This window comes from Paractinoplanes rishiriensis, assembly GCF_016862375.1.
Taxonomy (GTDB): domain Bacteria; phylum Actinomycetota; class Actinomycetes; order Mycobacteriales; family Micromonosporaceae; genus Actinoplanes; species Actinoplanes rishiriensis.
The window spans coordinates 17658-31865 of record NZ_BOMV01000003.1 but is presented as its reverse complement, the minus strand read 5'-3'; the positions used below and the strand labels follow the sequence as shown (position 1 = coordinate 31865).

Genomic DNA, 14208 nt, shown 5'->3' with positions numbered 1-14208 from the left:
GGCTTCTCGGCGTGGCCCTGTTGGCGGCTTCTCGGCGTGGCCCTGTTGGCGGCTTCTCGGCGTGGCCCTGTTGGCGGCTTCTCGGCGTGACCCGGCGGCGGCTTCTCGGCCCGCACCGCTGGTGGCACCTGTCGGCGTGACTCCGCCCCCCTGCGGCGATCTTGTTGAGCTTCTGCCCGCCGGGACCGGAGTTCCACAAGTCGCATCGTGTGCAGCGCCCAACCCGAAATAGGGTGAGATATACCGATTGATGGTTCGAGCACGGTCGGGGACAGGATCCGCCTTGCTGATCATGGTGAAGCGGTCAGCCAGGTCGACGACCGGCAGCGGTAGCGGTAGCGGTAGCGGTTATCGCCGGGGCGGTGAAGTTGGGCCGCGGTGGGGTTTGCTGCTCTTGGTCGGTGACCGGCTGGGTGTTGCTGCCAGCATCGCGGTGGGCGGGGAGAGCAGGCGGCGGCGGAAAAATTTTCTGGGGATGTCGAGACGGGGTGGAGCGCTCCGACTACGGGGCGACAGGAAGCTTGTTGGGAGGGGTTTTCGTGAAGTACATGCTGATGATGTTCGGGGACGCGGACGACATGATGGCGGTTCGGTCGCCGGAGTGGGTTCAGGGAATGATGGCGTTCATGGGTGACTTCAACGCGGAGTTGGAGAAGTCCGGGGAGCTGGTGGAGGCCCGCGGGCTGGCGTTTCCCAGGACTGCCAAGACGGTGAGCCTGGTGGACGGGCAGGTCGTGGTCACCGACGGGCCGTTCGCGGAGGCCAAGGAGGCGCTGGCGGGATTCTGGGTGTTCGACGTGGCGGATGAGAAGCGGGCCATCGAGCTGGCGGGGCGCGTCGTCGTCTGGGCCGAGCGCGTCGAGTTGCGCGAGGTTCCGGACGGCCCGTCGGAACAGTGACGCCAACCTGAACGGGCCAATGGGCGGGCCGCCCGGAGAACGGGCCGGCCCGCCGAGCGCCGACCGAGGAAAGGACAGGGCCGCGTGGAAGGGCTGCTTCGGGAACTGGCCCCGCAAGTGCTCGGCGGGCTGGTCCGGCGCTACGGACAGTTCGACGCGGCTGAGGATGCCGTGCAGGAGGCGCTCCTCGCGGCCTCGCTCCAGTGGCCCCGGGAAGGCGTCCCGGAGAATCCGAAAGCCTGGCTCACCTCGGTCGCGGCGCGGCGGCTCGTGGATGAGTTCCGCAGTGACAGCGCTCGCCGGCGCCGCGAGGTTGAAGTCACGTTGAAGGAGACAGGTTCCGCGGTCTCGGATCGGGATGACACCCTTGCGCTGCTGTTTCTGTGTGCGCATCCCGAGCTGTCGCCGCCGTCGCAGCTTGCCCTCACGCTGCGTGCGGTGGGTGGCCTCACCACCGGTGAGATCGCGGCCGCCTTCCTCGTGCCGGAAGCGACCATGGCGCAACGGATCAGCCGGGCCAAGCAGACCATCCGGCGCAGTTCGCGCGGGTTCGAGCCGCCGCGGGCGGAGGAGCGGGCCGAGCGGATCAACGTGGTGCGGCAGGTGCTCTACCTGATTTTCAACGAGGGGTACACCAACCTGGAGCGGGGCGAGCTCACGGCGGAGGCGATCCGGCTCGCGCGCATGCTGGTGGCCGCCATGCCGGGCGACACCGAGACCGCGGGACTGCTGGCCCTCATGCTGCTCACCGACGCGCGGCGCGTCGCGCGTACCACCAACGACGGTGAGCTGGTGCCCCTCGATCAGCAGGACCGTTCGCAGTGGAGCAAGTCGCAGATCGCCGAAGGCGTCGGTCTCGTCTCCGCCCATCTGGGACGGGGACCGCTCGGGCCGTACCAGGTCCAGGCCGCCATCGCGGCCCTGCACGACGAGGCCCCGAGCGACGCGGAGACCGACTGGCCGCAGATTCTCGCCCTGTACGACGTGCTCGACCGGATCTCGCCGGGACCCGTGGTCACCCTCAACCGGGCCGTCGCGGTCGCCCGCACCCGGGGCCCGCTCGCCGGCCTCGCCGTTCTCGGTGAGCTGGACGGCGACCACCGGATGTCCGGCAACCACCGGGTCGAGGCCGTCCGCGCCCACCTGCTGGAGCGAGCCGGCTTCCACGCCGAGGCCCGGTCCGCCTTCCTGGCCGCCGCCCGGATGACCGCGAGCCGGCCCGAACGCCGCTACCTGGAGGGCCGGGCGCAGGCCTTACCGAGCTCGAACATCGCGGGTCCGCCCGGACCGGCATGATGGGACGGTGACCGAGACCAAGGGCCTGGTTCTCGTCGTCGAGGACGAGCGCCCGATCGCCGACCTGGTCCGCCTCTACCTGAGCCGGGACGGGTTCGGCGTGCACGTCGAGCACGACGGCACCGCCGGTCTGGCCGCCGCGCGCCGGCTGCGGCCGGTCGCCTGCATCCTGGACATCGCGCTGCCGGGGCTGGAGGGCACCGAGATCGTGCGGCGGATGCGCGCGGACGGTGACTGGACCCCGGTCATCTTCCTCACCGCCCGCGACGACGAGGTCGACCGGATCCTCGGGCTGGAGCTGGGCGGCGACGACTACGTGACCAAGCCGTTCAGCCCGCGCGAGCTGGTCACCCGGGTCAAGGCGCTGCTCCGCCGGGCCGCGGGGCCACCGGACGGCGGCCGGGTGCGCACCCTCGGGCCGGTCGCGCTCGACCCGGGGCGGCGGCTGGTCACCGTGGACGGGGTGCCGCTGGCCCTCACGCCGACCGAGTTCGACCTGCTCGGGCACCTGCTGGGCCGGCCGGGCCGGGTGTTCACCCGGGAGGAGTTGCTGGCCAGCGTGTGGGGGTACGCGTCGGCGGCCGGCACCCGCACCGTCGACGTGCACGTGGCGCAGGTCCGCGCGAAACTGGGCGGCGCCGCGACCCTGATCCGCACCGTGCGCGGGGTGGGCTACACCGCCGATGCGTGACTTCCTGCGGTCCCTGACCGGCCGGGTCGTGCTGGTCACCACCGCCACCGCGGTGGTCGCCGTGATCGTGACCGCGATGGTCGCCGTGCCGGTCGCGATCCGGCAGCTGAACACCCAGGTCCGCGCCGAGCTGGTGGAGAAGAGCCGGATCGTGGTGGAGCTGCTGGCGGCCGAGCGACCGGCCGCGCGCGAGCGGATCGTCTCCGAGCTGCGCCGCAACGACGTCGAGGTCTACCTGATCCGGCGCGGGGTGGTGGACCGGCCCGGTCTGCCGGCCCGGGTGGTGCGGCAGGTGGCCGCCGGCAGCACGGTCAACACCCGGGGCATGGTCGGCGGCCGGCCCTCGTTCGTTGTCGGGCGGCCGCTCTCCGGCAACGACAGCGGCGTGGTGCTCACCCGCACCGCCGCCTCCGGCACCTTCGGCCGCGTCCTGGACAGCATCTGGATCGCCCTCCTCGCCGGCCTGGCCGGTGGCATCGCCGCCGGTGCCGTGCTGGCCCGCTTCATCGCGCGCCCGATCCGGCTGGCGGCGCGCGCGGCCGGCAAGCTCTCCGCGGGCGACCGCTCGGTGCGCATCTCGCGCCGGGGACCGGCCGAATCCGCCGAGCTGGCCGACGCGCTCAACCAGCTCGCTGCCGCATTGCAGGTCAGCGAGGGACGTGAGCGTGACTTCCTGCTTTCCGTCTCGCATGAGCTCCGCACGCCGCTTTCCACCATCAGGGGGTACGCCGAAGCGCTGGCCGACGGTGTGGTGGGTCCGGACGGGGCCGCGAAGGCGGGCGCCACCATGCTGGCCGAGTCGGAGCGTCTGGACCGGCTGATCTCGGACCTGCTGGTGCTGGCCCGGCTGGAGGCGGCCGACCTGCCGCTCGACGTCGTTCCGGTCGATCTTTCGGAGCTGGTACGCACGGCGGGCGAGGCCTGGTCGGCGCGGTGCACACCGGACGGTCCCGCGCTCCGGGTCGAGGCGCCGCCGGAGCCGCTGCTGGTGCAGACCGATCCGGGCCGCATCCGGCAGGTGCTCGACGGGCTGTGCGAGAACGCGCTGCGGGTGCTGCCGGCCGGCGCCCCGCTGGTGCTGGCGGCCCGGGCGGGCGTTTCCGCGGCGGTGGTCGAGGTGCGCGACGGCGGGCCGGGGTTCACCGACGAGGACCTCGCGGTCGCGTTCGAGCGCGGTGCGCTGAACCGGCGCTACCGCGGCGTCCGCAAGGTGGGCAGCGGACTCGGACTGGCCCTGGCGGCGCGGCTGGTGACCCGGCTCGGCGGCACGATCACCGCGGGCCACGCGCCGGAGGGCGGGGCGATGTTCACCGTGGAGCTTCCTTACCCAACCCGAACACAGCCCTGACCCGGGGCTGTCGTCCCGGGCCGACGATCGGTGCCATGAGACGAACTCTTGTTGCCCTCGGGCTCACCGGTGTCCTGGCGCTGACCGGCTGCGGCGGCGGGACGGCGGACACGGCGGCCGACGTCGCCGACGCGGCGGTGGCACTCCAGCAGGTCGGATTCGAGACGGCGGAGGCCGGCCAGGCGCCGCCCCGTACCCTCAAAAAGTTTTTGCGAAAGAACACGCTGCACGGCGAGGTGGCCGTCCAGACCCGGGACAACGAGGTCCGGACCGTGGTGGTCCAGCGCGGCTCGGTGACCGCCGCCGGTGCGGACAGCGTCTCCGTTCGGTCGTCGGACGGTTTCGCGCTCACCTGGGTCCTCGGCGACAAGCTGCGGGTGGTCCAGGACCGGAAGCAGGTCGAGATCTCCGCGGTCAAGACCGGCGCCGAGATCGGCATCGCCGGGGTGAAGGACGGCGACCGGAGCGTGGCGCGGCTGATCGTCATCCGGTAGCTGGGCCGCGGCCCGCCTCCCCCGGGACGGGCCGCGGCATCTCAGTAATGCCTACTGAAGGAACCCACCGAGCGGCGACAGCAGCAGTTTGCCCAGGTCGGCGGCGGTACGGTCGAGGCGGGTGCGCTCCTTGTCGGTGGCGTTCATGTCGTGCCGGACGCTCCAGAGCCGCTGCGCGTTGCGCCAGGCCACGTTGCGGGTGTATTCCACCGCCTCGCCCTGCCACCAGTCGTCGAAGCAGCCGTTCATGGTGTCGATCAGCAACTGCCACTTGACCAGGTAGCCGCGGCGCAGGCCGGGGATGGAGTCGTCGAAGATCTCGTTGATCTGGAGGTAGTCGTAGTGCTGGTCGCTGTCGTCGAGCGGGTCGCTGCCCAGGTGGTCGAACGTGGTGACCAGGGCGAACGGCAGGTCGAAGTTGATGTGCGCGTTGACGCCGGCGCAGGCGGCCGGCAGCGGCCGGCAGTCCGGGCCGGGGATGCGCTGGAACAGGCCGGACCACACCCGCGGGCAGTGCGGACTGGTCTCCGGACCGGCCCAGGCGCGCAGCGCGTCGAAGTAGCGGGCCGCGAACTCGACGTCGAGCCGGGACAGGAACGCCGGATCCCTGAACCTGCCGGCGTACAGCCGCTCGAGCACACCCTCGGTGATCGTCAGGTACAGCTTGTTGAAGTCGCAGAGCGGGTTTTCCCGCAGCAGGGGCGGGACGCGGCCCAGGATGTCCTGCAACTTCGTGAGCTGGTCGACCACGGCGGGTACGTCGTCGGGGTGCGACTGCAGCAGTTCCGACATCTCCTGCTGCACCGGACCCCAGACCGACTGGTTCATCGGATCCTCCACGGCAAATTAGCGAACGGAGGGCCCCAGCACCGCCCGGTCGACGGCTTGTCGCCGGGCGGTGCTCCCCCGTGGGAATGAGCCTCGCACCGACGACTTACGTAGGGATCGGTAGAACGACGTATTCGTCGTACGTAGATAACGAAAAGGTCACGCCGCGGTCAGGAAGACCCGGCTGGCCTGCACCCGGGTGCGCACCTGAAGCTTGTCGAAGATGTGCCCGACGTGCACGCCGACCGTGCGCTCGCTGATGAACAGCCGCTCGCCGATCTCGCGGTTGGTCAGGCCCTCGGCGACCGCGGCCAGCACCTCGCGCTCGCGCTGGGTGAGCGCACCCAACTCGTCACCGGGATCGGGGTCGGGCGGGGTCATCGCGATGGTGTCGGCGTCGTCGGCGAGCATCACCCGGTATTTCTGGGCGGTCGCGACGATCTCGGCGGCGAACGGGCGGGCACCCATCGCGATCGCGGTCGCGTACGCCTCGCGCAGCGCGGTGATCGCGGCCTGCCGGCGGGTCTTGCGGTGCAAAGCGGCCTCGGCCCGGCGCAGGCGGGCGTACGCGGCGGGGTAGGGCTGGTTGCGCCGGTCCCAGGTGGTGGCGGCGCGCATCCACGGCTCGGGGTCGTAGCGGTCCTCGACCCGGCTGATCTCGGCATGGCACAGGTCGATGTAGCCGTCGATCACGGCCCGGACCGGCGCGGCCGCGTTGCCCACGCCCTCGGCCATCCGGCCCACCACGGTGCGTAGCCGGCGCAGGGCCAGCGGATCGACCGGGCCGCCGGCCGCCCGGGCCTCGGCCTCGGCCCGCAGCCCGTGCCAGGCCAGCACGCCGAGCAGCACCAGGTCGTCGGAGCGGGTCTCGGTGAGGCCGCGCTGCACGGCGGACCGGGCCTTGGCGTGCTCGCCCTGCCACATCGCCAGGCCGGCACGCAGGGTGAGCATCGGCAGCACATGCCGGGCGCCGCCGCCGGCCAGCAGGGTGGCCACCGCGTCCAGGTCACGGTGCGCGGCGTCGACGTCGCCGAAGCCGACCCAGAGCCGGCAGCGGGCCAGCAGCAGCTCGACCGCGTCGGCGCCGGACGGCCGGTGCTGCATGGCGGCCTCGAGCACGGCGTCGGCCTCGGCCCACTGCCCGACCCGGAACAGGCCGTTGCCGGCGATCGCGAGCAGGCGGGTCTGGTAGGTGCGGCCGACCCCCAGCGAGGCCAGCCGCTCCGCGCCGCGGCGGGCGACCAGCACTCCCTCCTCGACGTTGTTGAGCGGACCGGCCAGCAGCTCGGCGAGATGCAGGTAGGCCACGCCGAGGTCGTCCGGGTGGCCGGAGCGCTCGGCGATCTCCACGGCGTGCCGGATGACGGCGAGACCGGCGTCCGGGTCTTCGCGGAACGCGGCCGAGAAGCCCAGCGCAGCGCTGGCCCGCACCAGGTCGGCGGTGGAACCGTCCACCGAGGCCTGGTCGAGCGCCTCCCGGGCCCGGGCGTTGGCGTCCGCGTACCGGCCCAGGTGCAGCAGCAACTCGGCCAGGTGCGCGGCGGCCGACGAACGCTGCCGGGGTGCGCAGTCCGGCGCCTGCAGGGCCAGCTCGTATTCCACCTCGGCGGTCGCCGACCGGCCGGCCGCGGCCAGGTAGCGCGCCCGGCGCAGGTGCAGGTCGCAGGTGCCGGGGGCGTCGGTCCGTCCGGCCAGCTCGGCCAGCCGGGACAGCGCCCGCACGTGCTCGCCGCACAGGTGCGCCGACTCGGCCGCGTGCGCCAGCAGCTCGGTGCGTTCCGGCACGTCGTCGGTGGTCAGGTCGAGGGCCAGCGACCAGTAGCGGTGCGCCTCGGTGAAGCCGTACAGCTGCTCCGCGGACCGGGCGGCAGCCACCACCGACGGCAGCGCGCGGGCCGGCTCGCCGGCCTTCTGCCAGTGGTGGGCCAGCCGGGCGTGGTCAACCGTGCCGGCCGCCTCCAGCGCCTCGGCGTAGCGGCGGTGCAGCGAAGTGGCCTCGGCCGGCAGCACCTCGGCCTCGAGGATCTCGGCGACCAGCCGGTGCCGCAGGCGATAACCGTCGGTGGCCGTCACGAACCGCTGCGCGACCGCCGCGCGTACGGCCTCCAGAAGCTCGTCCTCACTCAGCCGGGTGACCTTGGCGAGCACCTCGTGCTCGACCGGCTCGACGCCGGCCGCGATCGCGTGCACCACGGCGTACGCGTTCGGCGGCAGCTCGGCCACCCGGGACAGGAAGATCTCGCGCAGCGTGTCGGACAGCTCGACCCGGCCGTCGCGCAGGTCGCGGGCCAGTTCCTCGACCACGAACGGGACGCCGCCGGACCGCTTGTAGACCCGCTCGGCGTCCTCCGGCTCGACCGTGTCGTCGGCGATCGCGTTGACCAGTTCGAGGGTCTGCGCCCGGTCGAGCGGGGCCAGGTCGACCACCTTGACCGAGCGCAGCCGGCGCAACTCGGCCAGCACCCGGCGCAGCGGGTGGGCGCCGTGCAGCGCCTCGGCCCGCACCGCGGCCAGCACCGACAGCCGGATGTCGCCGAGGCCGGCGAGCAGGTAGAGGAGCAGCTGGCGGGTGCTGCGGTCGGCCCACTGCAGGTCGTCGAGGACCAGGAGCAGGTGCCGGCCGTCGGCCACCGCGCGCAGCTCGCGGGACACCCGGTCGAGCAGGGCATCGGGCCCCACCGGGTCGAAGTGCTGCACTTCATGGTCGTACTGCCGCAAGGCCTGGAGAACCGGGTGCAAAGGGGACGCATCGCCAATATCTAGACAGACTCCGGACAGCACGGCAGCGCCCGCGGCATGCATCGCCCGGGCGGTCTCCCGCAACAGCCGGCTCTTCCCGACACCGCTCTCACCGGTGACGAACACCGCCGCGGTACCGCCGGGGCCGACATTACGCAGGTCGGACTGGACCTCGGCAAGCGTGTCGGTGCGCCCGACAAGCGGACCGTCGTCCCCCTCGCTGGCCATGAAGGTCACCCTAATCTGAATCGACCTGGCACGTTCTCGTCGGTTCGGTCTGTTCTGCGTCACAAAAATGACCGGCGCGTCCGCTGTCAGAGATACGTCGTTCTGACGATCCAGAAGTGGACATCGGCTGGCACCGTTTCTCCCCGGGGCAAGCACTGAAACTTGGGGGAGTGTGAGAAGGCATGACCGCAATCGCTATGGCGGAGCAGGAGCGGCGTCAGACCGTCACCGTCCTATTCATCGACATCGTGGGGTTCACCTCGCTGGTCGACCAGTTGGACTGTGCGGTGGTTCGCGCGTTGCAGCGCGACTACTTCTCGATCGTGTCCGAGGTGGTCCGTGACGGAGGGGGCGTGGTCGAGAAGTACGTCGGCGACGCGGTCATGGCTGTTTTCGGCACCGGGAAGACGGGCTTCGGCCCGGAAGTGGCCGCTGCGGCGGTACGGGTGGGCCTGTCGGTCCAGGAGGCGTTGAGGGGGCAACTCCTGGCCGGCAGGTTCGCTGTCCGTACCCGGGTCGGGCTGGCGACCGGCGACGTGATCGTCGATCTCGTCGCGACCCGCGACTTCGGACACGGGATGATCAGCGGCAGCGTGGTCAGCACGGCCGCGCGGTTGCAGGCGTACGCGCCGCACAACACCGTGGTGGTCTGCGCGACCACCCAGACGGCGACCGGCGACTCGATCGCCTATCAGGAGCTGCCGCCGGTGCGGGTGGCCGGCAAGCCGTACCCGCTGGACCTGTGGCGCGCGCTGCCGCCGCACCGGTTCCCGGCGGCGGTACCGCAGCTGTGCGGAGCGGCCGCTGCCTGAGTCGTGAGCTGCCCCCGGTCCCGCCCGGGACCGGGGGCACCGGCCGTGTGTTGCCTCACCAGCTGGGCCTTTTGCCGTTATTATCCCGCGGCTCGTCGGGCCCGTCACGGCTCGGTTAGACGGAACTGTCGGAGGCTCCCGGTATTCTCGCCGCGTCTTGACCACCTCAGGCCAGATCGGGAGTACCACCTCGTGACCGCGGAAATCCTGTACGGGGCTGACGACCTCACGCACCTCGAAGGGCTGGACGCTGTCCGGAAACGCCCGGGTATGTACATCGGCTCCACCGACAGCCGGGGCGTCAACCACCTGGCCAACGAGATCATCGACAACTGCACCGACGAGGGCGTCGCCGGTTACGCCACCAAAGTGGCCGTGCTGCTGCACGCCGACGGCTCGGTCCAGGTCGACGACGACGGCCGGGGCATCCCCACCGACATCAACGCCAAGTCCGGACTCAACGGCGTCGAGCTGGTGCTCACCCGGCTGCACGCCGGCGGCAAGTTCGGCGGCTCCGGCTACAAGACCTCCGGCGGCCTGCACGGCGTCGGCGCCTCCGCGGTCAACGCGCTGTCGCTGCGCTTCGACGTGACCGTCAAGCGGGACGGCAAGGTCCACGAGATCTCGTTCCACCGCGGCGCGCCCGGCTACTTCGACGGACCCGGGCCGACGGCGAAATTCCATCCCGAGTCCGGCCTGCGCGTGGTCCGCCGGATGAAACGCGGCGAGCCCAGCGGCACCTCGATCCGGTACTGGTACGACGCGCGCTACTTCGAGACCGGCGCCCGGCTCGACGCCGACGCGGTCCGGGCCAAGCTGCGCAACACGGCGTTCCTGGTCCCCGGCGTGATGTATACGTTGCGCGACGAGACCGCCGAGGAACCGGCCACCGAGACGTTCCACTTCCCGCGCGGCCTCACCGACATGGTCGACTTCCTCACCCACGCGGGTGACAAGCCGGTCTCCGGCGTCCTCATGGTGACCGGCGAGGGCACGTACAAGGAAAACGCCGCCGACGCCAACGGTGTCATGCAGTCCAACGTCGAGCGCCGGGCGCAGGTCGAGATCGCGTTCCGGTGGGGCACCGGCTACGAACGCACCATCGAGTGCTTCACCAACACGATCCGCAACGTGCACGGCGGCACCCACCGCAAGGGCTTCGAACGGGCCCTGGTGCGCGCGCTGGCCGAGGCCATCCGCAACACCCGCGGCCTGCTGCGGCCCAAGGAGGACCCACCGGTCCTCGACGACATGATGGAGGGGATGACCGCGGTCATCCACGTCCGCGTGCCCGAGCCGCAGTTCACCTCGCAGACCAAGGACGAACTCTCCACGGCCGGCATCACCCGGGTGCTCCAGGGTCTGGTCGAGGCCCACCTCAAGGAGTGGATCGACGGCCGCAAGACCAAGGCCGAGGCACGTACCGTGCTGCAAAAGGTGGTCGACGCCGGCCGGGTGCGCCTCACCCAGAAACAGCAGAAGGACGCGGCCCGCCGCAAGACCGCGCTCGAGGGCGCCTCGATGCCGCCCAAGCTGGTCGACTGCCGGGCCACCGGCATCGCCCGCAGCGAGGTCTACATCGTGGAGGGCGACAGCGCCCTCGGCACCGCGCGGATGGCCCGCAGTTCCGAATACCAGGCGCTGCTGCCGATCCGGGGCAAGATTCTGAACGTGCAGAAGGCCAGCCTCCAGCAGGTCCTGGACAACGCCGAGTGCTCGGCCATCGTCCAGGTGCTCGGGGCCGGCTCGGGCCGCACCTTCGAGCTGGGCGCCATGCGGTACGGCCGGGTCATGATCATGGCGGACGCGGACGTCGACGGCTCACACATCCGCACCCTGCTGATCACGCTCTTCGCCAAGTACATGCGCCCGGTGATCGAGCAGGGCCGGCTGTTCGCCGCGATGCCGCCACTGCACAAGGTCGTCACCAAGGGCCGCAACTCCGAGACCATCTACACGTACACCCAGCAGGAGATGGAAAGCACCGTGGCCCGGCTGGAACGCGCCGGCAAGCAGGTGGTCAAGCCGGTGCCCCGGTTCAAGGGCCTGGGCGAGATGGACGCCGACGAGCTGTGGGACACCACGATGAACCCGGCCACCCGCACCGTCCGCCGGATCACCCTGGACGACGTCGAGCGCGCCGAGGAGATCCTGGAACTGCTGATGGGTGAGCGGGTCGAACCGCGGAAGAACTGGTTGATCGAGGCCGCCGGCCGCATCGACCAAGAGACCATCGACGCCTGAGAGGTCGCTGTCCAATGGCACGCCGAAAGAACGACAACCGCGTCGACCTGTCCGCCTTCGACCAGGCCGGCGCCCACGTCATCGACAACCCGATCACCACCGAGGTCGAGGACTCCTACCTGGAGTACGCCTACTCGGTCATCCACTCGCGGGCCCTGCCGGACGCGCGGGACGGCCTCAAGCCGGTGCACCGCCGCATCCTGTGGTCCATGTCGGAGCAGGGCCACCGCCCCGACCGCCCATACGTGAAGTCGGCCCGCGTGGTCGGCGACGTGATGGGCCGCTACCACCCGCACGGCGACGTGGCCATCTACGACGCCCTGGTCCGCCTCGCGCAGGACTTCTCGCTGAACACCCCGCTCATCGACGGCCACGGCAACTTCGGGTCCCCAGACGACGGACCGGCGGCAGCGCGTTACACCGAGGCTCGGATGTCGCGTGAGGCGATGTTGCTGGTCGGCGAGCTGGCCGAGGGCACGGTCGACTTCAAGCCCAACTACGACGGCTCCGAGACCGAGCCCAAGGTGCTGCCGGCCGCGTTCCCCAACCTGCTGGTGAACGGCACGTCGGGCATCGCGGTGGGCATGGCGACCAACATGATCCCGCACAACCTCGGCGAGGTGGTGGCGGCGGCCCGGCACCTGATCACCAAGCCGGAGGCGTCGCTCGACGAGCTGATGCGGATGGTGCCGGGGCCCGACCTGCCGACCGGTGGTCAGCTGCTCGGGCTCGACGAGGTGCGCCGGGCCTACGAGACCGGCCGGGGCGTGGTGCGGATGCGGGCCAAGGCGCAGACCGGGCTGCTCGAGGGCGGTCGCGGGCGCCAGGCGATCACGGTGACCGAGCTGCCCTACGGCGTCGGCACCGAAAAGATCATCGAGGCGATCACCGACGAGGTGAAGGGCAAGATGATCACCTCGGGTCCGCGGCGCGGGCAGCGGCAGGCGGCGCGGTTGCAGGGCATCGCCGACGTCAAGGACCTCACCGACCGCGAGCACGGCACCCGGCTGGTGATCGAGTGCAAGGTGGGCGTCAACCCGCAGGCGCTGCTGGCCGACCTCTACCGGCTGACCCCGCTCGAGACGTCGTTCGGCATCAACAACCTGGTGCTGCTCGACGGTCAGCCGCAGACGCTCGGGCTCAAGCGGCTGTTGGAGGTCTTCGTCCAGCACCGCTACGAGGTGGTCACCCGGCGCACCACGTTCCGCCGCACCAAGCGCGAGGACCGCCTGCACCTGGTCGACGGCCTGCTGATCGCCCTGATCGACATCGACCGGGTGGTGGCGATCATCCGGGGCAGCGACGACGCGGCGCAGGCCAAGGCGGCCCTGATGGCCGAATTCTCGCTGTCCGACATCCAGGCAACGTACATTCTGGACACCCCGCTGCGGCGGCTCACCCGGTTCGACCGGATCGAGCTGGAGACCGAGCGGGAGCGGCTGCGCAACGAGATCGCCGAGCTGACCCGCATTCTCGACAACGAGGACGTGCTCAAGCAGGTGGTGTCGGACGAGTTGGCCGAGGTGGCCCGCGAGTTCGGTTCGCCCCGGCGCACCACGCTGATCGACGGTGACCTCAAGGAGGTGCTGGCGGCCTCGGTGCCGGCCGGTCCGCTCGAGGTGGCCGACGACCCGTGCCAGGTGATCCTGTCGGCCACCGGGCTGATCGCCCGGACCGCGGCCGAGAGCGAGGAGGCCACCGAGGCGCGGCGCCGCTCCGGGCGGGTCAAGCACGACGCGGTACGCACGATGATCCACTCGACGGCGCGCGGCCGGATCCTGCTGGTCACCAGCCGGGGACGGGCGTTCAAGACCGACGTGCTGCCGTTGCCGGTGCTGCCCGAACAGGTGGGCACGGTGTCGCTGCGCGGCGGCATGTCGGCGTCCGAGTTGGTGCCGCTGGAGCCGGGCGAAAAGGTGGTGGGTCTCGCGCCGCTGGCCGACTCGTCGTCGCCGGGCCTCGCAATGGGCACGCGGCACGGCGTGGTCAAGGTGTGCGCGCCGGAGTGGCCGGTCCGCTCCGACGAGTTCGAGGTGATCACCCTCAAGGACGGCGACGAGGTGCTCCAGGCGACCTGGCTGACCGACGGCGCCGAGTCGCTGGCGTTCGTCACCTCCGACGCCTCGATGCTGCGTTTCCCGGCCAAGCTGGTGCGGCCGCAGGGCCTCAAGGGCGGCGGGATGGCCGGCATCAACCTGACGCCGGAGTCCGAGGTCCTCTCGTTCAACGTGGTGGTGACGGCCGACACCGAACACGGCGACCCGATGGTGGTGACCTCGACCGGCACCCAGGTGAAGGTGACCCCGTTCCGGCAATACCCGGCCAAGGGCCGAGCCACCGGCGGCGTCCGCGTGCAGCGTTTCCTCAAGGGCGAGACGCGGCTCGCGGTGGCCTGGGTGGGCCCCCGCCCGGTGGGCGCCAGCAACACCGGCGACCCGGTCGAACTGCCCGAACCGGACGGCCGGCGCGACGGCTCCGGCACCGCGGTCATGATGGGCCCGCAGATCATCGGCCACCTGATCGAACGAGGCTGACCACCCCGCCGCAGCCGGGCCAGGTGTCCCGGCTGCGGCCCGATGACGACGCCAGTGTCCTCCGCGGCCACGGCCTTCGGCCCGGTGCGCCGGAC

At 71.3% G+C, this 14208-nt stretch carries 10 protein-coding genes; 8 read left to right on the top strand and 2 right to left on the bottom strand.

From position 1 onward, the window contains the following. Positions 1–488: 488 nt before the first annotated feature. The 5 genes from Ari01nite_RS01740 to Ari01nite_RS01720 all read left to right on the top strand — a co-directional run bounded on the left by Ari01nite_RS01740 (position 489) and on the right by Ari01nite_RS01720 (position 4728). Entirely contained in the window at positions 489–899 is a 411-nt protein-coding gene (locus Ari01nite_RS01740; protein ID WP_239162404.1) for a YciI family protein, read from the top strand. A gap of 84 nt (positions 900–983) precedes the next feature. Beyond that, positions 984–2195, top strand: a complete 1212-nt coding sequence (locus tag Ari01nite_RS01735) for an RNA polymerase sigma factor (RefSeq protein WP_203778737.1) — start codon at positions 984–986, stop codon at positions 2193–2195. A 7-nt stretch (positions 2196–2202) separates the two neighbouring features. Further along, on the top strand, positions 2203–2886 hold the full coding sequence (locus tag Ari01nite_RS01730) for a response regulator transcription factor (RefSeq protein ID WP_203778736.1): 684 nt from the start codon (positions 2203–2205) through the stop codon (positions 2884–2886). Further along, positions 2879–4234, top strand: a complete 1356-nt coding sequence (locus tag Ari01nite_RS01725; RefSeq protein WP_203778735.1) for a HAMP domain-containing sensor histidine kinase — start codon at positions 2879–2881, stop codon at positions 4232–4234. The genes Ari01nite_RS01730 and Ari01nite_RS01725 overlap by 8 nt, the downstream gene beginning before the upstream one ends. Positions 4235–4269: 35 nt before the next feature. Beyond that, positions 4270–4728, top strand: a complete 459-nt coding sequence (locus tag Ari01nite_RS01720) for a hypothetical protein (protein ID WP_203778734.1) — start codon at positions 4270–4272, stop codon at positions 4726–4728. A 51-nt stretch (positions 4729–4779) separates the two neighbouring features. Here the strand turns inward: Ari01nite_RS01720 and Ari01nite_RS01715 are convergent, their stop codons facing one another. Next, entirely contained in the window at positions 4780–5556 is a 777-nt protein-coding gene (locus tag Ari01nite_RS01715; RefSeq protein WP_203778733.1) for a DUF5995 family protein, read from the bottom strand. A 159-nt stretch (positions 5557–5715) separates the two neighbouring features. Beyond that, a complete protein-coding gene (locus Ari01nite_RS01710; RefSeq protein WP_203778732.1) occupies positions 5716–8523 on the bottom strand; it encodes a helix-turn-helix transcriptional regulator in 2808 nt (935 codons plus the stop codon). A 182-nt stretch (positions 8524–8705) separates the two neighbouring features. Here Ari01nite_RS01710 and Ari01nite_RS01705 point away from each other — a divergent pair, with 182 nt between their 5' ends. The 3 genes from Ari01nite_RS01705 (at position 8706) to Ari01nite_RS01695 (ending at position 14113) form a co-directional block, all read left to right on the top strand. Beyond that, a complete protein-coding gene (locus Ari01nite_RS01705) occupies positions 8706–9335 on the top strand; it encodes an adenylate/guanylate cyclase domain-containing protein (RefSeq protein WP_203778731.1) in 630 nt (209 codons plus the stop codon). A 192-nt stretch (positions 9336–9527) separates the two neighbouring features. After that, a complete protein-coding gene (locus Ari01nite_RS01700; protein WP_203778730.1) occupies positions 9528–11579 on the top strand; it encodes a DNA gyrase/topoisomerase IV subunit B in 2052 nt (683 codons plus the stop codon). Positions 11580–11593: 14 nt separating this feature from the next. Then, a complete protein-coding gene (locus tag Ari01nite_RS01695) occupies positions 11594–14113 on the top strand; it encodes a DNA gyrase/topoisomerase IV subunit A (RefSeq protein WP_203778729.1) in 2520 nt (839 codons plus the stop codon). Positions 14114–14208 lie beyond the last annotated feature (95 nt).

What these genes read in the sequence shown, in the direction of transcription:
- Ari01nite_RS01725 (WP_203778735.1), top strand. Translation starts at nt 2,879, where the DNA reads ATGCGTGACTTCCTGCGGTCCCTGACCGGCCGGGTCGTGCTGGTCACC.
- Ari01nite_RS01720 (WP_203778734.1), top strand. Translation starts at nt 4,270, where the DNA reads ATGAGACGAACTCTTGTTGCCCTCGGGCTCACCGGTGTCCTGGCGCTG.
- Ari01nite_RS01715 (WP_203778733.1), bottom strand. Translation starts at nt 5,556, where the DNA reads ATGAACCAGTCGGTCTGGGGTCCGGTGCAGCAGGAGATGTCGGAACTG.
- Ari01nite_RS01710 (WP_203778732.1), bottom strand. Translation starts at nt 8,523, where the DNA reads ATGGCCAGCGAGGGGGACGACGGTCCGCTTGTCGGGCGCACCGACACG.
- Ari01nite_RS01695 (WP_203778729.1), top strand. Translation starts at nt 11,594, where the DNA reads ATGGCACGCCGAAAGAACGACAACCGCGTCGACCTGTCCGCCTTCGAC.
- Ari01nite_RS01705 (WP_203778731.1), top strand. Translation starts at nt 8,706, where the DNA reads ATGACCGCAATCGCTATGGCGGAGCAGGAGCGGCGTCAGACCGTCACC.